The organism is Pseudomonas sp. Cab53 (assembly GCF_018325965.1).
Lineage (GTDB): Bacteria > Pseudomonadota > Gammaproteobacteria > Pseudomonadales > Pseudomonadaceae > Aquipseudomonas > Aquipseudomonas chlororaphis_E.
Window position 1 is genome coordinate 1,827,237 of record NZ_AP021902.1, and the last position, 19,559, is coordinate 1,846,795.

Below are 19,559 nucleotides of genomic sequence, written 5' to 3' on the forward strand. Positions count from 1 at the left end.
GTGTTTAAACCGATAGGACGGGCAATCCAAAAAACGCCCGTGCGCACGCAGTGGTATGGGCCGCCAGGTCTTCCGGGGTTTCGCCGCGGTGCAACCCTACTTCGCGCAACACTTCGGTCAGATAGGCCGGTTCGTTCCGGCCGTTCTTCGGCTTGGGTCGCAGCGTGCGCGGCAACAGGTATGGCGCGTCGCTTTCGAGCATCAGGCGGCCGCGAGGGATGTCGCGCACCAACGGATGCAGGTGCGTGCCCCGGCGTTCATCACAGATCCAGCCGGTGATACCGATGTGCAGGTCTAGGTCGAGGTAGTTGAACAGGGCCTTTTTTTCACCGGTGAAGCAGTGCACGACGGCGGCCGGCAACCGGTCGCGAAAATCCCGCAGGATGTCCAGCAGCCGCTGGTTGGCGTCACGCTCGTGGAGGAACACCGGCAATTGCAGTTGGACCGCCAGGGCCAGGTGCTCTTGCAGCACCTTCTCCTGCTGCGGCCTGGGGGAAAAGTCGCGGTTGAAATCCAGCCCGCATTCACCCACCGCCCGCACGCGGTCGTGGCTCAACAGGTCCTTGAGGTGCCTGGCGCTGTCGGCGGTCCAGTCGCTGGCGCTGTGGGGGTGAATGCCGGCAGTGGCGAACAGATGCTCGCCGCGCTCATCCAGGCGCTCGCACAGTGCCAGGGCCTGTTCGCTGCCCTCGATGCTGGTGCCGGTCAAAACCAGTTGGCAGACCCCCGATTCATAGGCGCGGTCGAGCACTGCCTGATGTTTATCGGCAAAACTGGGGTTGGTCAGGTTGACGCCGATATCGATGAGTTGCATGGTGCTACCTCGGCCCAAAGGCCGGAAAGCATATCAGAGCTGTAGATTTATAAGAAAAGCCAAGAACTACAACGAGTTGTGGCTGTCTGTTGAGGCCGCGAGACAGGTCGGGTTGGTATAAACGCTATCACTGTGCCAGTCTTTCGCACTTTTCAGCGCCCCAAGCGCTCTGTTTCTGTCGGCCCCGGCCTCGTTTTCGAGGCGGCCGGCAGTGTTCCTTCCGGAGAGTGGATGACACGTCCCCAGGCGTTGCTACTGCTGTGTTGCTCGCTGCTCTTGCCGATCCCGGCGGACGCGCGGCTGCCTGGGCCGGTGCAGGTCGTGGCGCCGGGCACCGTACGCGACCTGGCGCAAATCCGCAGCAGCCGGGTGCTGAAGGTGCTGGTCAACCAGAGTCGCAACAGCTCCGGCGAAGTCCAGGGCCAGCCCATCGGTGTCGAATACCACCGGTTACGCGCCTTCGAGCAGTACCTCAACGGTCACGCCCGGGACGGCCAGGAAATCACCCTCAAGATCATCCCCAAGGCCAAGGATCAGTTGCTCGGTGCGTTGCAGCGTGGCGAGGGCGATCTCGTGGCCCCCGGCGAGCTGCTCGAGCCCCTGGCCAGCCATGCGGTCAGCCCCAGCGATCCGATCCGCAGCGATGTGCCATTGCTGCTGGTGGGCATCAAGGGTGAGAAGCGCTACAACCGCGTGGAACAACTTTCCGGTAAGACCCTGGCCCTGCCCAACGGCAGTGCGGCGGGGGATGCGGTGAGCCAGATCAACCAGAAACTGGCCCTGCTCAAATTGCCGCCGGTGAAAATCGAATGGGTCGACCCGACCCTGGCGGTGGAAGATGTGCTGGAGATGGTCCAGGGCGGGATTTTCCATCTAACCATCGTCGAGCAACCCATTGCCGAACGCTGGGGCAAGATTCTTCCCAAGTTGCGCTTCGACCGCCAGGTGCTGATCGGCGAGCCCGGCGATGAATACTGGTTCGTGCGTCGTGATGCCGCCATGCTCCGGGCTAGCATCGACCGGTTCCTGGCGACCTACAAAGTGCCGGACAACCAGGACGCAGCGTTCCTGCGCATCTACCGGCGGCTGTACCAGGTTCACTATCCGCTGGCCCGCGCCGATCGCCAGCGCCTGGAGAAGCTGCGTCCGGTGTTGCAAAAACATGCCGAGGCCCAGGGCATGGACTGGCTCAACCTGGCGGCCCTGGCCTTCAAGGAGTCAGCCCTGCAACCCAGCGCTCGCGGGAGCGGTGGCCCCACCGGGCTGATGCAGATCACCCCGTCGGCAGCCCAACGGGTGGGGGTGGACAACATCCAGAACCTCGACGCCAACGTGCAGGCGGGCGCCAAGTACCTGGCCATGATTCGCCGCAAGTTTTTCGCCAGCCCCAAGCTCAATGAGCGCGAGCGCATGGCATTCGTCCTGGCCGCCTACAACATGGGGCCGGAGCGCGTCCAGGGCATGCGCGCCGAAGCCCGGCGACGGGGGTTGAATCCCAACCAGTGGTTCTTCCAGGTCGAGCGCATTGCCATGGAGCAGGTGGGAATGGGCGCCGTCAGCTACGTTAATAGCGTGAACAAATACTATTTGGCTTTTGATCGGGAGCGAGAGTCCCTGGAGCCGAACGGGCAGAAGGTCGCTTTACGGAAATGATCAATTAAATTGATTGATGTGTCGCAATTTTTGCGCTTTTAGCACAAGTTTTTTTGATTAATATGGCGTCCAACCACCACACATCTAGGGATGAACCCATGAGCTCGCTGATCAACAAAATAATGTCCACCCGTGCCGGCTACGGCCTGACTGTCCTGCGTATTGCCGTCGGCATCATCTTCGCCGCGCACGGTTCACAGAAGCTCTTCGGCCTGTTCGGCGGCTACGGCCTGGCTGGCACGGCGCAATGGATGGAAAGCATTGGCCTGACCCCTGGCTACCTGATGGCGACATTGGCCGGCGGTACCGAGTTTTTCGCCGGGCTGGCGCTTATCATCGGCCTGCTGACCCGTCCGGCGGCACTGGGCCTGGCCTTCCTGTCACTGGTGGCGATTTTCTCGGTGCACATTGGTAACGGTTTGTTCATGGCCAACAACGGCTATGAGTTTGCCCTGGCGTTGTTGGCGGGCAGCGTTGCCATCCTGGTCGAAGGCGCTGGCAAACTGTCGGTGGATCGAGCCATCGCCGGCTGATGCTCAACTGAAAACAAAGGCGCTTTCCTTTTTCGAGGAAAGCGCCTTTTTCTTTTGCGGCTGACAGCCGCCATGGTCGTGCCGCTCCCGCAGGGTGACCCTGCCGCCGTTCTTGACACCGCCCGGTCAGCTTCTCTAGGATGCCGCTCATGCGCCGATTTAAACAGCTACTTGCGGGGCGCCAGGTGACTCATCCAGTTACCGACAGAAGCCGGGTTACGCGGCTTCGAAGTACCGCTAAAGCGCTGGTTCGGTGTTGCCTCTCACCTGCCATGCAGACTTTTGAGGCAGAGACACGACACGATGAATGCACCCAGCCCCCTTGTACGTCTTGCGCCCATCACGGCGAACCTAGTGCAACGCAATCCGAAAATCCTCCTGGGTGGCACCCACCAGCCCACGTTGCTGCGCTATCTTGACGGCTGGCCGCGACGTAACCACGGGCCGGCCGCTTTCCTGATCCAGTTTGTCGAAGACGGTGAATCCTTGGCGCGTTTCGCCAATGACAGTTTCGACCTGGCCGTTATCCAATCACCCAGCGCGGCGGACGCCCCCGAGATGATCCGGCAACTGACCCGTGTCGCGCGGCAGGGGCTGATTACCCGCCGTTGAGGTGTTCGGCCCTTACGGATAGGTGATGTCGACGATATAGACCATTTTTTCGCCGGTCGGTGTCTGGACCTTGACTTCAGCATCCAGGGCCTTGCCAATCAGGGCCCGGGCCAGTGGCGAGTCGATGCTGATCAGGTTCTGTTTCAGATCCAGTTCGTCAGGGCCGACGATGCGATAGCGCGACGCCTTGCCTTCCTCGTCCTCGACGGTGACCCAGGCGCCGAAATACACCTTGTTGGGATCGCTGGGCTTTTCACTGACCACCTTCAGCGCTTCAAGGCGCTTGGTGAGAAAGCGCACGCGACTGTCGATTTCCCGCAGCATTTTCTTGCCGTAGGTGTACTCGGCATTTTCCGAGCGATCACCCTGGGCCGCCGCCTCGCTGACCGCCTGGGTCACCTGGGGGCGGCGCACATGCCACAGCTCATGGAACTCCGCGCGCATCCGCGCTTCACCTTCGGGGGTGATCAGCGCGGTGCCGGCGGTGCGGGGTGGGCGATAGCGGCTCATGGCAACTTCTTGTAATGGCGAAGCCGGAAGTCTATCAACCCTCGCGCAACACTGTCAGCGGGCTGGCATTGAGCGCTCGTCGGGTGCCGAACACCCCGGCGCCGCCGATCAACAAAGCGCCCACCAACGGCAACAACAGCAGCCACGGATGCGGATGCCATGGCAGGTCGAACGCGTAGCGGTAGAGCACCAGGCTCACCAGCTCCGAGCCCAGGGCCGCGAGCAAACCGCTGACCGCGCCCAGCAGGCCGAATTCGATGCGTCGGGCCTTGACCAGCAATGGTCGTTCGGCACCCAGGGCCCGCAACAGCGCACCCTGGCGAATCCGCTCATCGAGGGTCGCCTGCAGGCCGGAGAACAGCACGGCCATGCCTGCCGCCAGGACGAACAGCAGCACATATTCCACGGCCAGGGTGACCTGGGCCAGGATGCTGCGCAGCTGTTCGAGCAGCGCCTCGACTTGCAGGATCGTCACCGCCGGGAAGGCCCGGGACAGGTCGACGATCTGCTGGTCGTGGCCCGCCGCCAGATAGAAGCTGGTGAGGTAGGTGGCCGGCAGGTCCTTCAGCGTTCCGGGCTGGAAGATCATGAAGAAGTTGGGCTGGAAGTTGTCCCAGTTGATTTCCCGCAGGCTGGTGACCTTCGCTTCGCGGTTGACGCCGCCCACGCTGAAGACCAGGCGATCACCGAGCTTGATCTTGAGGTTGTCGGCGACTTTGCCTTCCACCGAAACCCCCGGGATATCGTCTGGTGGTTGTTGCGGCCACCAGGTGCCGGCCGTGACGACGTTGCCCGCCGGCAGGTCCGCGGCCCAGGTCAGGCTCAGGTCGCGCTGCAGGGCCCGGTCACCGGCGGAGTCCTTGGTGACGAGCTCGCTGGCCGGCTCGCCATTGATACTGATCAGACGCCCCGGCACCACGGGGTAGAGTGGCGCCGATTGTGCCGACAGCGCCACCAGCTTGTCGGTGAAGGCCTGCTTGTCGTCGGGCAGGATGTTCAGGGCGAAATAATTGGGCGCGTTCTTCGGCAACTGGTTTTGCCAGGTGTCCAGCAGCTCGCCGCGCAACAGCGCAATCAGCGCCATGGACAACAGGATCAAGCCGAATGCCAGGGCCTGGCCGGCCGCCGCCAGGGGATGGCGCAGCAGTTGGCCGAGGCCGAGCCGCCAGGGCAGGGCGGCGCGGGCCAGCAGGCGACGCAGGCTCTGGAGCAGCAATAGCAACAGCCCACCGAGTACCAGCGCCGCGACGACGCCGCCACCGAGCAGGGCGAACGTGAGGACCAGGTCCAGGCTCAGGCGCCACATGATCAGGCCCAGGGCGCCCAATGCGGCGCCATAGACCACCCAGGTGCTGGACGGGATCGGCAGCATGTCCCGGCGCAGCACGCGCAGCGGCGGCACCCGGCCCAGCGCGGCCAACGGTGGCAGGGCAAACCCCGCCAGGGCCACCAGGCCGGTGCCGATCCCGGCGATTGCCGGCAGCACGCCCCCTGGCGGAACCGCCGTGGGCAAGAGGTCATGCAGCAGCGCGAACAGGCCCAATTGGGCGATCCAGCCGAGTAGGGCGCCGCTGATGCTGGCCAGGAGGCCGAGCACTGCCAATTGCAGGCTGAACAGCACCATGGTTTCCCGGCGTGACAAACCCAGGCAGCGCAGCAGGGCGCTGGCATCGAAACGGCGGGTGGCAAAACGGTTGGCCGACAGCGCGACCGCGACGCCGGATAACAGCACCGCCACCAGGCTGGCCATGTTCAAGTAGCGCTCGGCCTTGCCCAGGGCTCCACCGATCTGCCGGTTGCCGTCGCGGGCATCCTGCAGGCGCTGGTTAGGCTCAAGGCCTGGCTTGACCAGGTCGCGATAGGTTTGCAGCGCCGGCGCCGGGCCGCGCCACAGGTCGCGATAGCTGACACGGCTGCCGGGTTGCACCACGCCGGTGGCGTCCAGGTCCTTGAGGTTGATCATGACCCGCGGCGTGAGGCTATAGAAATTCCCGGCGCGATCGGGTTCATAGGTCAGGACCCGGCTCAGGCGCAGGGTCTTGTTGCCGATGTCGATGCTGTCGCCGATCTTCAGGTCCAGGGCCGTCAATAGCCGGGACTCGACCCAGGCTTCGCCCGGGCTCGGACGCCCGCCGGTTTCTTCCGGCGCGAACGGCGCGGCGGCGCTTTTCAGCTCGCCGCGCAATGGGTAGAGGTCATCGGCAGCCTTAACGCTGGATAACTGGATGCCATTGTCAGTGGCGACGACGCTGGAGAACTCCACCACCCGGGCATGTTCCAGGCCCAGCTCGGTGCCGCTGCGGATCTGTTCCGCGCGGGCCGGCGAGCTGCCTTCGAGCAGCAGGTCGGCGCCGAGGAATTCGGTGGCACGCAACATCATCGCGCCGTTGAGGCGGGCACCGAAGTAGCCGATGGCGGTACTCGCCGCCACCGCCACCAGCAGGGCGAAGAACAACACCCGCAACTCGCCGGCGCGGGCGTCGCGCAGCAATTGACGAACAGCAAGACTGAACAGGCGCAACAGCGGCAAGCGTGCCATCAAGGCTCCAGGGGCGCGACCATCTGGCCGGCTTCAAGTCGGATCAGGCGCCGGCAGCGATGGGCCAGGCGTTCATCGTGGGTGACCAGCACCAGGGTCGTGCCGCGTTCCTTGTTCAGTTCGAACAGCAGGTCGCTGATGCGCTCGCCGGTGTGGCTGTCGAGGTTGCCGGTCGGTTCGTCGGCAAACAGCACATCGGGTTCGGCGGCAAAGGCGCGGGCAATCGCCACGCGTTGCTGCTCGCCGCCGGAGAGCTGGCGGGGCGAGTGGGTCAGGCGCTGGCCCAGGCCGACCCGTTGCAGCAGTTCGGCAGCGCGTTCGCGGGCGTCCTTGCGCCCGTCCAGCTCCAGCGGCAGCATGACGTTTTCGAGGGCGTTGAGGCTGTCGAGCAACTGGAACGACTGGAAGACGAAGCCTACGTGCTCGGCGCGGATCCGCGCCCTCTGGTCTTCATCAAGGGCGCTCAGGGCCTGGCCGGCGAGCGTGACCTCGCCGCTGCTGGGCAGGTCGAGGCCGGCCAGCAGGCCCAGCAGGGTGGATTTGCCGGAGCCGGACGCGCCGACGATCGCCAGGCTGTCGCCTTTGTTCAGTTCCAGGCTGAGTTCGTGCAGGATGGTCAGTTCACCTTCCGCGCTGGAGACCACTTTGCTAAGGTCCGTCGCGGTGAGAATGCTTGAGCCCATGGAGAATCCGATGCGTGTGTGGTTTTTGAGTGCCGGCCTGGCCTTGATGTGCATGGTCCAGAACGCAGCGGCGGGTACAGTCCTGATCGTTGGCGATAGTATCAGCGCGGCTTTCGGCCTGGATACCCGGCAGGGCTGGGTGTCGTTGCTTGAACAACGGCTCAAGGCCGAGGGTTTTGACGACAAAGTGGTCAATGCGTCGATCAGTGGCGACACCAGCGCGGGAGGCCAGGCGCGGCTGCCGGCGCTGCTTGCAGCCCATAAACCGGACCTGGTGGTCCTGGAACTGGGAGGCAACGATGGCTTGCGCGGACAACCGCCAACACAATTGCAACAAAACCTTGCAGCGATGATCGACAGCGCCCGTGCCAGCGGTGCCAAGGTCCTGCTGCTGGGCATGCAACTGCCGCCCAACTATGGGCGGCGGTACACCGATGCGTTTGCCCAGGTCTACAGCACCCTGGCCGAGGAGAAGAAAGTCCCCCTCGTGCCGTTTTTCCTCAAGGACGTCGGCGGTGTTCCGGGGATGATGCAGGGCGACGGATTGCACCCGTCCGTCGCCGCCCAGGGCAAGTTGCTGGAAAATGTCTGGCCGACGCTGAAACCGCTGCTTTGACGCTTTTCTAGAGGCGGGCTTTCGGCTAATGTGGCGCCCCCGATTTGGAGCCCCCGATGCCGCGTCCCGCCTGGTCCTTGTTTGCCTACCAACTGATCGAGCCTGACGAGCAGTTGGACCTGTTCGCCTGCCAGGAAGTGCGGGTGCATCTGGTAACTCGGCAGCTGGAACTTGGCGGCTCCGCCGACCGTACGCTCTGCGGCAGCCTGCTGCCGGCCCAGCCGCGCTGGTCGAGTGTCGATCGGCGGATCTTCCAGGACCATCGCCTGTGTTCCTTGTGCCGGGCGATCCTCGAATCCCAGAAGCGCGGCACCTCGCCGATCTGGCCGGAGCTGCGGTTCGAGCTGTAATGCCTGCGGGAGTCTGTGCAGCCCTCGATCTGCTGCACATCGGACGCCTTGATGCCGCCCTCCCCGAAGTAACAGGCTGCGGTGTACAATCGGCGCTTTCATACCCTCTGTTCGATCTGCGAAGGATTTCCCGGATGTTGCCGCGCTTGCCTGCCGTCGCCCGCTGCCTGTCTCTAGCCGCCCTGTGTATGGCCGGCCCCGTTGCAGCACTGGAGCTGCCTTTGCCACCGCCGGGTGAAGACATCATCGGCCAGGTGCAAGTCATCAAGGCCAAGTACGAAGACACCTTCGCCGACCTGGGCACCACCTATGACCTGGGCTACACCGAGATGGTCGCGGCCAACCCGGGCGTCGACCCCTGGTTGCCGGGCGCGGGCACCGAGATCGTGCTGCCGACCCGCTTCATCCTGCCGCCGGGGCCGCGCGAGGGGATCGTGATCAACCTGGCCGAGTACCGCCTCTACTACTTCCCCAAGGGCCGGAACGTGGTCTACACCTTCCCGCTGGGGATCGGCCGTGAAGGCTGGGGCTCGCCGATCGCCCACACCAGCATCATTGCCAAGACGCCTAACCCGACATGGACCCCGCCAGCCTCGATCAAGGCCGAGCACGCCGCCGATGGCGACCCGCTGCCGAATGTGGTGCCGGCCGGCCCGGATAACCCGCTGGGGCCTTTCAAGTTCACCCTGGGCACCCCGGGCTACCTGATCCATGGTTCGAACAAGAAATTCGGCATCGGCATGCGTACCAGCCACGGTTGCTTCCGGATGTTCAACAACAACGTCCTGGAAATGGCCGGCATGGTGCCGGTGGGCACGTCGGTGCGGATCATCAACGACCCCTACAAACTGGGCTTGAGCGGCGGCAAGGTTTACCTCGAAGCCCACACGCCGCTGGATGACAACGGCAACCCGTCGGTGGTGGACAAGCACACGGCGGTGATCAACGCGATGCTCAAGCGCGAAGACATCACCAGCAACCTGCGCATGAACTGGGATGTGGTGCGGGACGTGGTGGCGGCCGAAGATGGCCTGCCGGTGGAGATCGCCGTGCCGAGCACGTCGGCCCCGATGGTCTCGAGTGCACCGATCGACCTGCAGCAGTAATAACGCTCCAAGGCAACCCGCCGACGTCTCGCGAGGTCGGCGGGTTTTTTATTACCCGAAAAAAACACCGGGCAATAAAAAAGCCGACCCATGAATGGGTCGGCTCGATAACAATCCCGAAGGACTATTACTTGCGGCTAGCTTTGTCCAGCATGCGCAGAGCACGCTCGTTAGCTTCGTCAGCAGTCTGTTGTGCTTTTTGAGCAGCAGCCAGAGCTTCATCAGCTTTACGGTAAGCTTCGTCTGCACGAGCTTGGGCGCGAGCAGCTGCGTCTTCGGTAGCAGTCAGACGTGCTTCGGTTTCTTTCGATGCGCTGCTGCAACCGGTAGCCAGAACTGCGGCCAGGGCCAAAGCAGAGAATTTCAGAACGTTGTTCATCGTGTTCCCCTTCAAGGACTTTCTATTAGTGACTGTCTCCCCAGACTGGGGAGTTAGCCGGCGTACATACTACCCATTACTTGTAGTAAGTAAACTGACGTAACGCAAGAAGCAAAAAAATTGTAGGCGGTGATTCTTTTTCGAGCAACTTTTCTGTGCGCTGTTGAACAAGCACCAGCGCCAAGCCCCAGACTGGAGTGTCTAGATGAAGAAAAGTTCCGCGCCGGGATCAACTCCCCAAAGGCCCGCTAACGTCGTTGTTGATTGATTCGCCTAGACTTTTGTACATTTTTTGCGCAATCTCCCAGGCATCTTTATTGGGTCTTGGCGGTGACTTTAACTACCGGCGCTCGTCTCAAGACTCAACAACTGGCGATGTTCAGCTATTGCACCGCGACACCGACTTCAGCACGGCGATGGCGCCCGGTCGATAAAACCGACGAGGTTACCCCTTCGATGACAGGTGTGTCTTGAGCATTTGCGTCATTGGTGCCTACTATTCACGACGTGCTCGGGTTTGAGCGGATCGGTTTTGGCGCTCGGTGACCAGGAAGGCACGGGGTGGCGTAGATGTTCCTTCGCCGGAAAAACATCGGTAAGGTAGGGGTCAGCATTCAGACCCGCGAGGAGTAGTGATGAGCGAGGCGTTGTCCATCCACCATGACCAGGCTGGTCATCAATTCGAGACCACCGTGGACGGTCATCGTGCCTATCTGACCTATATGGACCTGGGCAAGCAGACCCTGGACATCTATCGCACCTTCGTGCCCAACGCCCTGCGCGGCCGGGGCATTGCGGCGGCGCTGACCGAAAAGGCGCTGCAGTACGCCGAAGAGATGGGCTACACGGTGATCCCGTCCTGCTCCTACGTGGAGCGCTACATGGAGCGTCACCAGCGGCACGCTGCGAAGCTTTGACCGAAGACGGATTCCCCAATGAAAAATGCCGGGCTTTTCAGCCCGGCATTTTTTTGCCTCGATCTTCCTGATAGGGAAGACGCTCGATCAGCCGCGCTGACGCTTGGGCAGCACGTCCTTGAGTTTGGCGTGCATGCTGCGCAGGGTGTTTTCGGTCGCGCTCCAGTCGATGCAGGCATCGGTGATGGAGACGCCGTACTGCAAGTCGGCGAGGTCTTTCGGGATCGCCTGGCAACCCCAGTTCAGATGGCTTTCGACCATCAGGCCGATGATCGACTGGTTGCCTTCCAGGATCTGGTTGGCCACGTTCTCCATCACCAACGGTTGCAAGGCGGGGTCCTTGTTGGAGTTGGCGTGGCTGCAGTCGACCATGATGTTCGGCTTGATCTTTGCCTTGTTCAGCGCCTGTTCACACAGCGCGACACTGACCGAGTCGTAGTTCGGCTTGCCGTTACCACCGCGCAGCACGACGTGACCGTAGGCGTTGCCCTTGGTGGTGACGATCGACACGCCGCCTTCCTGGTTGATGCCCAGGAAGCGGTGAGGGCTGGAAACCGATTGCAAGGCGTTGATGGCCACGGTGAGGCCACCGTCGGTGCCGTTCTTGAAGCCCACCGCCGACGACAGGCCGGACGCCATCTCGCGGTGAGTCTGGGATTCGGTGGTGCGCGCACCGATGGCCGACCAGCTGATCAGGTCCTGCAGGTATTGCGGCGAGATCGGGTCCAGCGCTTCGGTGGCGGTGGGCAGACCCATTTCAGCCAGGTCCAGCAACAACTGACGACCGATGTGCAGGCCGTCCTGGATCTTGAACGAGTCGTCCAGGTACGGGTCGTTGATCAGGCCTTTCCAGCCGACGGTGGTACGCGGCTTCTCGAAATACACCCGCATCACCAGGTACAGGGTGTCGGACACTTCCGCCGCCAGGACCTTCAGGCGCTCGGCGTATTCGTGGGCGGCCTTGATGTCATGGATCGAGCAGGGCCCGATGACCACGAACAGGCGATGGTCGCTGCCGTCGAGGATATTGCGGATGACTTCCCGGCCCTTGGTCACGGTGCGCAGGGCAGCGTCGCTCAGGGGGATATCGCGCTTGAGCTGGTCAGGCGTGATGAGGGTCTCGTTGGAGGCGACGTTAAGGTCATTGATCGGTAAATCAGCCATCGTGTTACTCGTCAGGTCACGGGTGCCGGCCGCCAGCGATCCCCGCGCGGCGGTGCACAGCGGATTTAAGCGCGTCGGGGAGCCGAACCTTATCGCGTTACGAGGGGGCTCGACAATGGGCAGGGGCCGGTTTGAAGGGGATTTATCCCCGGTGGGATAAGTCCCCGAGTCCCGGGGGGCTGTGCAATGATGTGCAGGGCCGTTTACCAGAGGAGCGCAAAGATGCAGGCAGGTGTTAAACCGCGGATCGGCATGATCGGCACCGGGGCCATTGGCGGGTTCTATGGCGTGATGCTGGCGCGTGCCGGTTTTGACGTGCACTTCTTGTTACGCAGTGAGTTCAATGCGGTGGCCGAAGGCGGGTTGCAGGTCGACAGTGCGGTTCATGGTGCACTGGCCCTCAACCCGGTCCAGGCCTACCGCTCGGCGGCCGAGATGCCGCCCTGCGACTGGTTGCTGGTGGGCGCCAAAACCACCAGCAACGCCGAGTTGGCCCCGGTCATCCGCCAGGCGGCTGCGCCCGGGGCAAAGGTCCTGCTATTGCAGAACGGCCTGGATGTCGAGGAGGCGCTGCGCCCCTTGCTGCCCGACTCGCTGCACCTGTTGGGCGGGCTCTGCCTGATCTGTGTTCATCGGGCCGGTCCCGGTGTCATCACCCACCAGGCGCTGGGCGCGGTCAACATCGGTTACCACAGCGGCCCGTGCGGCGATCAGGCTGAACGCATGCTGATTGTCGAAGAGGCTGCGACGCTGTTTCGCCATGCCGGCATCGATGCCCAGGCCATGGCCGACCTGCAACAGGCCCGTTGGCAGAAATTGGTGTGGAACGTGCCCTACAACGGTCTCTCGGTGTTGCTGGGGGCCAGCACCACGCCGTTGATGGCCGATGCCGCCAGTCGCGAGCTGATCCAGGCATTGATGCGCGAAGTGGTGCAGGGGGCCCAGGCCTGCGGTCATCACATCGCACCGGGCTACGCCGACTACCTGTTCGCGATGACCGAGAAGATGCCCGACTACTGGCCGAGCATGCACCACGATCATCTGCACAAACGCGCGCTGGAACTGGAGGCAATCTACGCCCGGCCGTTGGCGGCGGCGAAAGCGGCGGGGTGTGCGCTGCCGAAAATCGAAGCCTTGTACCAGGCGTTGGCGTTCATGGATCGGCATAACCGCTGAGCGCGGATGGGGGGGCGACATGGCAAACAATATTGACGACAAGCTGGTGCTGGCGATTTCATCGCGGGCGTTGTTCGACCTCAGCGAAAGCCACAAGGTGTACCTGTCCAGTGGCGTCGAGGCCTACCGGCAATACCAGATCGAGCACGAAGATGAAGTCCTGGCGCGGGGAGACGCGTTCGCCCTGGTGGAGAAACTGCTGAGCCTCAATGCGCACCTGGGGCGTGCCCGGGTCGAAGTGGTGCTGGTCTCGCGCAACAGTGCCGATACCGGCCTTCGGGTGTTCAATTCGATTGGTCACTATGGCCTGGCGATCTCGCGTGCCGCGTTCGTCGGCGGCCGCAGTCCTTATCCCTACCTGAAGGCGTTCGGCTGCGACCTGTTCTTGTCCACCCATGCCGAAGACGTGCGCAGTGCCCTTGATGCCGGGTTCGCCGCGGCGACCATTCTCTCCGGCGGTGCCAGCCGCGCCGCCAGCGAGGAATTGCGCATCGCGTTCGACGGCGACGCGGTGCTGTTCTCCGATGAGTCGGAGCGCGTTTATCAGGCCGGTGGCCTCGAAGCGTTCCAGGCCAGCGAACGGCAGGCGGCCCGCGAGCCATTGCGAGGCGGACCGTTCAAGGGTTTCCTGGCTGCGCTCAATGCCCTGCAACGCGAGTTTCCCGAGGACGCCTGCCCGATTCGCACGGCGCTGGTGACGGCCCGTTCGGCACCGGCTCACGAGCGGGTCATCCGAACCTTGCGTGAATGGGATATTCGCCTGGACGAGTCGCTGTTCCTTGGCGGCCTGACCAAGTCGGCATTCCTTGAAGCCTTCGCCGCCGACGTGTTTTTCGACGACCAGACCGGCCACTGCGAATTGGCCCGTGAGGTGGTCGCCACGGGGCATGTCCCCCACGGCATCAGTAACGAGGTGAAGCCCTGACGACCGGTTGTTCAGGACGCTAAGCCGCACGTCGTGCTGGCGAAGGCGCTGCTAAGCTCAATCCATCTCCGCCATTCTGGCACGCGAGGAGGTCACATGATTCGTTCGATGCTGTACGCCACAGACCTGGGGCTCTACGCCCCTTATGTGATGCAGCATGCCTTGGCGTTGGCACGGACGTTTAAAGCCGAGTTGTATGTGGTGCATGCGGTAGAGCCGATGGGGTTGTTCGCCGAATCGGTGTTGCAAAGCTATCTCGACGAGCAGGCGCTGAACGAATTTCATCGCCAAGGTCTGAATACGGTGATGGCCAACATTGAGCAACGGGTGCTCGACAGTTTTCGCGAGGAGTTGGGCGAAGGGCAGCAGGACTTGCAACTGATCAAGTCGGTCAGGGTTTTCCAGGGTGATCCTTCCCAGGTCATCCTCGAGCAGGCTGCGAAGCTCTCGGTCGATTTGCTGATCGTCGGCAGTCATTGCCAGGGGGCCAATGGAGAAAGCCCCCTGGGCAGGACTGCCGCCCGGGTATTGCAGTTGTCCCGGGTGCCGGTCTACCTCGTGCCGCTGGTGCAGCGTCGACGCCAGGGAGAGGCTTGAGGCTAAATGATGGCTTTTTATAAAAAGTTCTAGATTTATTGCCAAAACCTTTCATATAGTTATATACCGTCGCTGATGCCCGTGGCGTCCAACTGCTTTGAGGGATACATATGAAGCTTCAACAACTGCGCTACATCTGGGAAGTGGCGCACCACGACCTCAACGTTTCCGCTACTGCCCAGAGCCTGTACACGTCACAACCCGGCATCAGCAAACAGATCCGCCTGTTGGAAGACGAACTGGGCGTCGAAGTCTTCGCCCGCAGCGGCAAGCACCTGACCCGCGTAACCCCGGCGGGCGAGCGCATCATCACCACGGCCGGCGAGATCCTGCGCAAGGTCGAAAGCATCAAGCAGATCGCCCAGGAGTTCTCCAACGAGAAAAAGGGCACCCTGTCGATCGCCACCACCCACACCCAGGCCCGTTATGCACTGCCGCCGGTGATCAGCAACTTCATCAAGCAATACCCGGACGTGGCGCTGCACATGCACCAGGGCTCGCCGATGCAGATCGCTGAAATGGCCGCCGACGGCACCGTGGATTTCGCCATCGCCACCGAGGCCCTGGAACTGTTCGGCGACTTGGTGATGATGCCGTGCTACCGCTGGAACCGCTGTGTGGTCGTGCCCCAGGGCCATCCCCTGACCAAGTTGCCGAAGCTGACCCTCGAAGCCCTGGCCGAGTACCCGATCGTGACCTACGTCTTCGGTTTCACCGGTCGTTCGAAGCTCGACGAAGCCTTCAGCCATCGCGGCCTGACCCCCAAGGTGGTGTTCACCGCCGCCGATGCCGACGTGATCAAGACCTACGTGCGCCTCGGCCTGGGCGTGGGCATCGTGGCCAAGATGGCGGTCGACACCAAGCTCGACAATGACCTGGTGGTGCTGGATGCCAGCGAGTTGTTCGAGTCCAGCGTGACCAAGATCGGTTTCCGTCGCGGTACTTTCCTGCGTGGCTTCATGTGCGATTTCATCGAGAAGTTCGCACCGCACCTGACCCGTGAAGTCATGGCCAAGGCCATCCAGTGCCACAACAAGCAGGAACTCGAAGAGCTGTTCGACGGCGTCGAACTGCCCGTGCATTAAGCCAGGTTTCTAGATCGCCTCGGTGACAGCGAACTGTTGCCGGGCGCCCGCCACGACAATCTCCACTTCATCCCCTTCGAACTTGCCCAGAAGGCTCCGGCCCAGCGGCGAGCGAGGGGTGATGACCGTGATCGGCTGGCCCACCAGCGAGACCTTCAACCCCGCCGCGTCCGGCCCCAGGAACAGCCACTGCTGGCGGCCGTCTTCATCTTCCAGCCCGATCAACGTACCGACCTCGATCCCGCGCTGCTCGCTGTAGGGCCTGGGCGAAAGGTTCTGGCAAAGGGTGAGGGCCTGGCGGATTTCCTCCACGCGCCTGGCCTGGCCGGCGGCGAGGTAGGCGGCCTCAAGGCCGAGGGTGTCGTATTTGTTCTCGGCGATGTTTTCTTCATGGGTCGCGGTTTCATACGCGGTCAGGGCCGCGCGTTCGGCGATGTCGAGATCGATCCTGAGCTTGTCCAGGATCAGTTGGTGGACGGTCTGTTTGTTCATGCTCATTCGCAGAATTGCAGCACGTTGGCGCGGCTTTTTTCGCTGGGCGCGTTCTGGTCCTGTTGCAACCAGAACTGGCACTTGGGGTTGGACAGGTTGCGGGGGTTGTTGCGGACCTGGTCCAGCGCTTGCCGCTGCTCGTTGCGTTGCAGGTTCTGCTGGTATTGCTCGAACATTGGCGTGGGCGGTGGCGGGGCCGGTTGCGCCGCCGGTGGTTGTGCCAGTTGATGCACGGCTGCGGCGACCGGCGCCAGGGTTTCACCCAGGAACAATCGCGACATGAGCCAGCCCGTCAGGACAATGGCAAGGAACCCCAGCCACAGGCCAAGGGCAATACTGACGGTCAGTTTCAAGGCTGAAAGACGTGGGGCGGGCGGGTAATCAGACATGGCTGCTTCCTGGCAGGGGCATGGGCAGGGAGTGATTGTCGCATGAAGATTAATCGCCGTCGGCTCTTCTGCATGCCTGGTTTATTCGGGACAATCAGGCCTTTGCCACAGGGAGTCGGGAATGACCGTGCGCTGGGATATTTTTTGCACCGTCGTCGATAACTTTGGCGACATTGGCGTCACGTGGCGCCTGGCTCGGCAACTGGTGGCCGAGCATCGATGCGTGGTGCGGCTGTGGGTCGACGACCTGCGGGCGTTCGAGCGGCTGTGCCCGGAGGTCGACACCACGTTGTCCGAGCAATGGCAGCAGGGTGTGGAGGTGCGCCACTGGCCGCAGCAATGGCCGACCACCGAAGCCGCCGACGTGGTGATTGCCGCGTTCGCTTGCCAACTGCCAAGTGCCTACATGGACGCAATGGCCGAGCGCCCGACACCGCCGTTGTGGATGAACCTCGACTACCTGAGTGCCGAAGACTGGGTAATCGGTTGCCACGGCTTGCCGTCGGTCAAGTACCACCACGTGCAGAAGTATTTCTTTTTCCCGGGCTTTGCGCAGGGCACCGGAGGCTTGCTGCGCGAAGCGGGCCTGCTGGAGCGCCGTCGGCAATTTCAGCTGGATGCCCAGGCGCAGACGCTTTTCCTACAGGGGCTGGGCGTCGATCGGTCGCCCGATGCGTGCCTGATCTCGCTGTTTGCCTATGAAAACACCGGGCTCGCCAGTTGGTTCGACGCCATGGCCGCCGATACCCAGGCGTTTCACGTGCTGGTGCCCGAAGGGCGGGTGGTGGGGGATGTCCAGCGCTGGCTCGGGGTCGATGGCCTGGCCGTGGGTGCGGTGCATCGACGCGGCGCCCTGACGGTGCAGGTGCTGCCGTTCATCCGCCAGGACGAATACGATCAACTGCTGTGGTGCTGCGATTTCAATGCGGTGCGTGGCGAAGACTCCTTCGTCCGTGCCCAATGGGCCGGCCGGCCACTGCTCTGGCATATCTACCAGCAGGAAGAAGACGTTCACCTGGAAAAACTCGAGGCGTTCCTCAGGCTGTACACCCAGGGTCTTTCGGAGGCGGCGCAAAATGCGATCAGCGGTCTTTGGCGGGCCTGGAATGCCGGCCAGGACATGGCCGAACACTGGCGATCGACCCGCCAACAGCAGCAGGAACTGGCCGAACATGCCCAGGCGTGGTGTCTGGAACAGGCCTCGCGACCCGATCTTGCCGCGGCGCTGGTGAAGTTTTATGGAAATTGGATATGATACGCGGCCTAGATTTTTGTAAATCCCATCCAAATTCGGATATTCGCAATGAAAACTGGTAAAGAACTCAAACCCGGTACCGTGATTCGTATCGACAACGATCCTTGGCTGGTTCAGAAAGCTGAATTCACCAAGTCGGGTCGTAACAGCGCGATCATGAAGACCAAGCTGAAGAACCTGCTGACCGGTTACAAGACCGAAACCGTTTACGGTGCGGACGACAAACTGGACGACGTGATCCTCGACCGCAAGGAAGCGACCCTGTCCTTCATCAGCGGCGACACCTACACGTTCATGGACACCACTGACTACACCATGTACGAGCTGAACGCCGAAGACATCGAAAGCGTTCTGCCATTCGTGGAAGAAGGCATGACCGACGTCTGCGAAGCCGTGTTCTTCGAAGAGCGCCTGGTGTCCGTAGAGCTGCCGACCACCATCGTGCGTCAGGTTGACTACACCGAAGGTTCCGCTCGCGGCGACACTTCCGGCAAGGTCATGAAGCCTGCCAAACTGAAGAACGGTACCGAACTGTCGGTGGCCGACTTCATCGAAATCGGTGACATGATCGAGATCGATACCCGCGAAGGCGGTTCCTACAAAGGCCGCGCTAAATAAGCGAAGCCTTTGCATGAAAAAGCCCGACCATCGAGTCGGGCTTTTTTATTTCAGGACTAGGCACCCAATCGCCTGTGGCGAGGGAGCTTGCTCCCTCGCCACAAAAGTTTCGGCGTGCAATCACTTCAAGTGCTGCTTGAGCTCTTGCGACACTTGCAACATCGCCGAGCGCACCGCTGGCACTTGGCTAACCACGTTGAGCAAACCGTAGTCGTGGATCATTCCGTTGTAGCGCACGGCCGTGACCGGCACTCCGGCGGCGTCCAGTTTGCGCGCATAGGCTTCACCTTCATCACGCAAGACATCGGCCTCGGCGGTCTGGACCAGCGCTGGCGGCAGGCCCTTGAGCTGCGCGGTACTGGCCCGCAACGGCGAGGCATAGATCTCGCTGCGTTGCCCGGCGTCGGTGGTGTAGTTGTCCCAGAACCATTTCATCATGTTCTTGCTGAGGAAATGCCCTTCGGCGAACTGGTTGTAGGACGCGGTCTCGAAGCTGGCGTCGGTCACTGGCCACAACAGCGCCTGGAAGCGGATCGCCGGGGTGCCCTTGTCCTTGGCCATCAGGGCCACGACGGCCGCCATGTTGCCACCCACGCTGTTGCCGACTACCGCCAGGCGCTTGCCGTCGACATTGATCTGCTTGCCGTGTTCGGCCACCCATTTCGTCGCGGCGTAGGCCTGGTTGATCGCCACCGGGTAATGCGCCTCGGGTGAAGGCGTGTAGTTGACGAACACCGCGACAGCACCCGAACCCGCCACCAGGTCCCGAACCAGTCGCTCGTGGGTCGGGAAATCGCCCAGCACCCAGCCGCCGCCGTGGAAGAACATGAACACGGGCAACTCACCCTTGACCCCGGCCGGACGGACGATGGTCAGGCTGATCGACTGGCCATCGGCCTGGATGGTCTTCTCACTGACATCGGCCTTGGGCAAGGTCAGCTTGACCCCGGCCTGGGCGCCCACCAGCACGGCGCGAGCGTCCTTGGGCGACAGTTGTTCCAGTGGCTTGCCGGTGCCGGCGTTCAGCGCATCGAGAAATGCCTGGGTGTTGTGTTCCACGATGCCGTTGGCGAAAGCGCTGCTGACGCTGAGGGCGAGGAGGGTACCGGTCAAGGCTTTGCTGAGCGTGTTCATGTGAGCGTCCTT

Annotated in this window: 22 protein-coding genes; 13 read left to right on the forward strand and 9 right to left on the reverse strand. The window is 62.3% G+C overall.

Annotation, left to right across the window (positions count from 1 at the left end):
- Nucleotides 1–4 precede the first annotated feature (4 nt).
- Nucleotides 5–814 carry a TatD family hydrolase gene (locus KI241_RS07990; RefSeq protein ID WP_123578577.1) on the reverse strand — a complete coding sequence of 270 codons (810 nt, stop codon included), beginning with the start codon at nt 812–814 and terminating at the stop codon, nt 5–7.
- Nucleotides 815–1,045: 231 nt separating this feature from the next.
- On the opposite strand from KI241_RS07990, the gene KI241_RS07995 reads away from it, so the two are divergent.
- The 3 genes from KI241_RS07995 (at nt 1,046) to KI241_RS08005 (ending at nt 3,612) form a co-directional block, all read left to right on the forward strand.
- Nucleotides 1,046–2,467, forward strand: a complete 1,422-nt coding sequence (locus tag KI241_RS07995; RefSeq protein ID WP_123578578.1) for a transglycosylase SLT domain-containing protein — start codon at nt 1,046–1,048, stop codon at nt 2,465–2,467.
- 98 nt (nt 2,468–2,565) lie between these two features.
- On the forward strand, nt 2,566–3,000 hold the full coding sequence (locus tag KI241_RS08000) for a DoxX family protein (RefSeq protein ID WP_047737539.1): 435 nt from the start codon (nt 2,566–2,568) through the stop codon (nt 2,998–3,000).
- A 303-nt stretch (nt 3,001–3,303) separates the two neighbouring features.
- Nucleotides 3,304–3,612, forward strand: a complete 309-nt coding sequence (locus KI241_RS08005; protein WP_024618163.1) for a hypothetical protein — start codon at nt 3,304–3,306, stop codon at nt 3,610–3,612.
- Between the two features lie 12 nt (nt 3,613–3,624).
- Here the strand turns inward: KI241_RS08005 and greB are convergent, their stop codons facing one another.
- From greB to KI241_RS08020, 3 genes are read right to left on the reverse strand one after another with little or no spacing between them, the layout of a single operon-like run.
- Nucleotides 3,625–4,122 (reverse strand): transcription elongation factor GreB, encoded by a 498-nt coding sequence (gene greB, locus KI241_RS08010; protein WP_042728330.1) that lies wholly within the window; start codon nt 4,120–4,122, stop codon nt 3,625–3,627.
- A gap of 34 nt (nt 4,123–4,156) precedes the next feature.
- Nucleotides 4,157–6,661 (reverse strand): ABC transporter permease, encoded by a 2,505-nt coding sequence (locus KI241_RS08015; protein ID WP_212803546.1) that lies wholly within the window; start codon nt 6,659–6,661, stop codon nt 4,157–4,159.
- The gene (locus tag KI241_RS08020; RefSeq protein WP_042728328.1) at nt 6,661–7,344 is read right to left on the reverse strand and encodes an ABC transporter ATP-binding protein; all 684 of its coding nucleotides are present in this window, start codon (nt 7,342–7,344) and stop codon (nt 6,661–6,663) included. The genes KI241_RS08015 and KI241_RS08020 overlap by 1 nt, the downstream gene beginning before the upstream one ends.
- 10 nt (nt 7,345–7,354) lie before the next feature.
- Here KI241_RS08020 and KI241_RS08025 point away from each other — a divergent pair, with 10 nt between their 5' ends.
- The 3 genes from KI241_RS08025 to KI241_RS08035 all read left to right on the forward strand — a co-directional run bounded on the left by KI241_RS08025 (nt 7,355) and on the right by KI241_RS08035 (nt 9,416).
- On the forward strand, nt 7,355–7,960 hold the full coding sequence (locus tag KI241_RS08025) for an arylesterase (protein ID WP_042728327.1): 606 nt from the start codon (nt 7,355–7,357) through the stop codon (nt 7,958–7,960).
- 56 nt (nt 7,961–8,016) lie between these two features.
- Nucleotides 8,017–8,310, forward strand: a complete 294-nt coding sequence (locus tag KI241_RS08030) for a hypothetical protein (protein WP_042728326.1) — start codon at nt 8,017–8,019, stop codon at nt 8,308–8,310.
- 134 nt (nt 8,311–8,444) lie between these two features.
- On the forward strand, nt 8,445–9,416 hold the full coding sequence (locus tag KI241_RS08035; protein WP_042728325.1) for a L,D-transpeptidase family protein: 972 nt from the start codon (nt 8,445–8,447) through the stop codon (nt 9,414–9,416).
- Nucleotides 9,417–9,543: 127 nt separating this feature from the next.
- On the opposite strand, the gene oprI is transcribed toward KI241_RS08035, so the two are convergent.
- The gene (gene oprI / locus KI241_RS08040; protein WP_025113130.1) at nt 9,544–9,795 is read right to left on the reverse strand and encodes an outer membrane lipoprotei OprI; all 252 of its coding nucleotides are present in this window, start codon (nt 9,793–9,795) and stop codon (nt 9,544–9,546) included.
- A gap of 635 nt (nt 9,796–10,430) precedes the next feature.
- Between oprI and KI241_RS08045 the strand changes: the two genes are divergently transcribed.
- A complete protein-coding gene (locus tag KI241_RS08045; protein ID WP_042728324.1) occupies nt 10,431–10,712 on the forward strand; it encodes a GNAT family N-acetyltransferase in 282 nt (93 codons plus the stop codon).
- An 87-nt stretch (nt 10,713–10,799) separates the two neighbouring features.
- Here KI241_RS08045 and KI241_RS08050 read toward each other — a convergent pair whose 3' ends face one another.
- Nucleotides 10,800–11,876 (reverse strand): 3-deoxy-7-phosphoheptulonate synthase, encoded by a 1,077-nt coding sequence (locus KI241_RS08050; RefSeq protein WP_047737531.1) that lies wholly within the window; start codon nt 11,874–11,876, stop codon nt 10,800–10,802.
- Between the two features lie 222 nt (nt 11,877–12,098).
- Here KI241_RS08050 and KI241_RS08055 point away from each other — a divergent pair, with 222 nt between their 5' ends.
- The 4 genes from KI241_RS08055 to cysB all read left to right on the forward strand — a co-directional run bounded on the left by KI241_RS08055 (nt 12,099) and on the right by cysB (nt 15,659).
- Nucleotides 12,099–13,052 (forward strand): putative 2-dehydropantoate 2-reductase, encoded by a 954-nt coding sequence (locus KI241_RS08055; protein WP_042728322.1) that lies wholly within the window; start codon nt 12,099–12,101, stop codon nt 13,050–13,052.
- A gap of 19 nt (nt 13,053–13,071) precedes the next feature.
- Complete coding sequence (locus tag KI241_RS08060; protein ID WP_047739510.1) at nt 13,072–13,977, forward strand: 5'-nucleotidase; 906 nt, start codon at nt 13,072–13,074, stop codon at nt 13,975–13,977.
- A gap of 96 nt (nt 13,978–14,073) precedes the next feature.
- A complete protein-coding gene (locus tag KI241_RS08065; RefSeq protein ID WP_042728320.1) occupies nt 14,074–14,574 on the forward strand; it encodes a universal stress protein in 501 nt (166 codons plus the stop codon).
- Nucleotides 14,575–14,684: 110 nt separating this feature from the next.
- On the forward strand, nt 14,685–15,659 hold the full coding sequence (gene cysB, locus KI241_RS08070; protein ID WP_003183769.1) for an HTH-type transcriptional regulator CysB: 975 nt from the start codon (nt 14,685–14,687) through the stop codon (nt 15,657–15,659).
- A 9-nt stretch (nt 15,660–15,668) separates the two neighbouring features.
- On the opposite strand, the gene KI241_RS08075 is transcribed toward cysB, so the two are convergent.
- Both KI241_RS08075 and KI241_RS08080 read right to left on the reverse strand, forming a co-directional pair.
- On the reverse strand, nt 15,669–16,151 hold the full coding sequence (locus KI241_RS08075; RefSeq protein WP_212803547.1) for a GreA/GreB family elongation factor: 483 nt from the start codon (nt 16,149–16,151) through the stop codon (nt 15,669–15,671).
- Between the two features lie 2 nt (nt 16,152–16,153).
- On the reverse strand, nt 16,154–16,540 hold the full coding sequence (locus KI241_RS08080) for a hypothetical protein (protein WP_042728318.1): 387 nt from the start codon (nt 16,538–16,540) through the stop codon (nt 16,154–16,156).
- A 121-nt stretch (nt 16,541–16,661) separates the two neighbouring features.
- Here KI241_RS08080 and earP point away from each other — a divergent pair, with 121 nt between their 5' ends.
- Complete coding sequence (gene earP / locus KI241_RS08085) at nt 16,662–17,795, forward strand: elongation factor P maturation arginine rhamnosyltransferase EarP (protein WP_042728317.1); 1,134 nt, start codon at nt 16,662–16,664, stop codon at nt 17,793–17,795.
- A 48-nt stretch (nt 17,796–17,843) separates the two neighbouring features.
- Nucleotides 17,844–18,413, forward strand: coding sequence for an elongation factor P (locus KI241_RS08090; protein ID WP_003226785.1), 570 nt, complete (start codon nt 17,844–17,846; stop codon nt 18,411–18,413).
- A 120-nt stretch (nt 18,414–18,533) separates the two neighbouring features.
- Here the strand turns inward: KI241_RS08090 and KI241_RS08095 are convergent, their stop codons facing one another.
- Nucleotides 18,534–19,547, reverse strand: a complete 1,014-nt coding sequence (locus KI241_RS08095; RefSeq protein WP_042728316.1) for an alpha/beta hydrolase — start codon at nt 19,545–19,547, stop codon at nt 18,534–18,536.
- Nucleotides 19,548–19,559 lie beyond the last annotated feature (12 nt).

Bases quoted from the DNA above. Each gene is read 5' to 3' on its own strand.
- KI241_RS07990 (WP_123578577.1), bottom strand. From the start codon at position 814: ATGCAACTCATCGATATCGGCGTCAACCTGACCAACCCCAGTTTTGCC.
- KI241_RS07995 (WP_123578578.1), top strand. From the start codon at position 1,046: ATGACACGTCCCCAGGCGTTGCTACTGCTGTGTTGCTCGCTGCTCTTG.
- KI241_RS08000 (WP_047737539.1), top strand. From the start codon at position 2,566: ATGAGCTCGCTGATCAACAAAATAATGTCCACCCGTGCCGGCTACGGC.
- KI241_RS08005 (WP_024618163.1), top strand. From the start codon at position 3,304: ATGAATGCACCCAGCCCCCTTGTACGTCTTGCGCCCATCACGGCGAAC.
- greB (WP_042728330.1), bottom strand. From the start codon at position 4,122: ATGAGCCGCTATCGCCCACCCCGCACCGCCGGCACCGCGCTGATCACC.
- KI241_RS08015 (WP_212803546.1), bottom strand. From the start codon at position 6,661: ATGGCACGCTTGCCGCTGTTGCGCCTGTTCAGTCTTGCTGTTCGTCAA.
- KI241_RS08020 (WP_042728328.1), bottom strand. From the start codon at position 7,344: ATGGGCTCAAGCATTCTCACCGCGACGGACCTTAGCAAAGTGGTCTCC.
- KI241_RS08025 (WP_042728327.1), top strand. From the start codon at position 7,355: ATGCGTGTGTGGTTTTTGAGTGCCGGCCTGGCCTTGATGTGCATGGTC.
- KI241_RS08030 (WP_042728326.1), top strand. From the start codon at position 8,017: ATGCCGCGTCCCGCCTGGTCCTTGTTTGCCTACCAACTGATCGAGCCT.
- KI241_RS08035 (WP_042728325.1), top strand. From the start codon at position 8,445: ATGTTGCCGCGCTTGCCTGCCGTCGCCCGCTGCCTGTCTCTAGCCGCC.
- oprI (WP_025113130.1), bottom strand. From the start codon at position 9,795: ATGAACAACGTTCTGAAATTCTCTGCTTTGGCCCTGGCCGCAGTTCTG.
- KI241_RS08045 (WP_042728324.1), top strand. From the start codon at position 10,431: ATGAGCGAGGCGTTGTCCATCCACCATGACCAGGCTGGTCATCAATTC.
- KI241_RS08050 (WP_047737531.1), bottom strand. From the start codon at position 11,876: ATGGCTGATTTACCGATCAATGACCTTAACGTCGCCTCCAACGAGACC.
- KI241_RS08055 (WP_042728322.1), top strand. From the start codon at position 12,099: ATGCAGGCAGGTGTTAAACCGCGGATCGGCATGATCGGCACCGGGGCC.
- KI241_RS08060 (WP_047739510.1), top strand. From the start codon at position 13,072: ATGGCAAACAATATTGACGACAAGCTGGTGCTGGCGATTTCATCGCGG.
- KI241_RS08065 (WP_042728320.1), top strand. From the start codon at position 14,074: ATGATTCGTTCGATGCTGTACGCCACAGACCTGGGGCTCTACGCCCCT.
- cysB (WP_003183769.1), top strand. From the start codon at position 14,685: ATGAAGCTTCAACAACTGCGCTACATCTGGGAAGTGGCGCACCACGAC.
- KI241_RS08075 (WP_212803547.1), bottom strand. From the start codon at position 16,151: ATGAACAAACAGACCGTCCACCAACTGATCCTGGACAAGCTCAGGATC.
- KI241_RS08080 (WP_042728318.1), bottom strand. From the start codon at position 16,540: ATGTCTGATTACCCGCCCGCCCCACGTCTTTCAGCCTTGAAACTGACC.
- earP (WP_042728317.1), top strand. From the start codon at position 16,662: ATGACCGTGCGCTGGGATATTTTTTGCACCGTCGTCGATAACTTTGGC.
- KI241_RS08090 (WP_003226785.1), top strand. From the start codon at position 17,844: ATGAAAACTGGTAAAGAACTCAAACCCGGTACCGTGATTCGTATCGAC.
- KI241_RS08095 (WP_042728316.1), bottom strand. From the start codon at position 19,547: ATGAACACGCTCAGCAAAGCCTTGACCGGTACCCTCCTCGCCCTCAGC.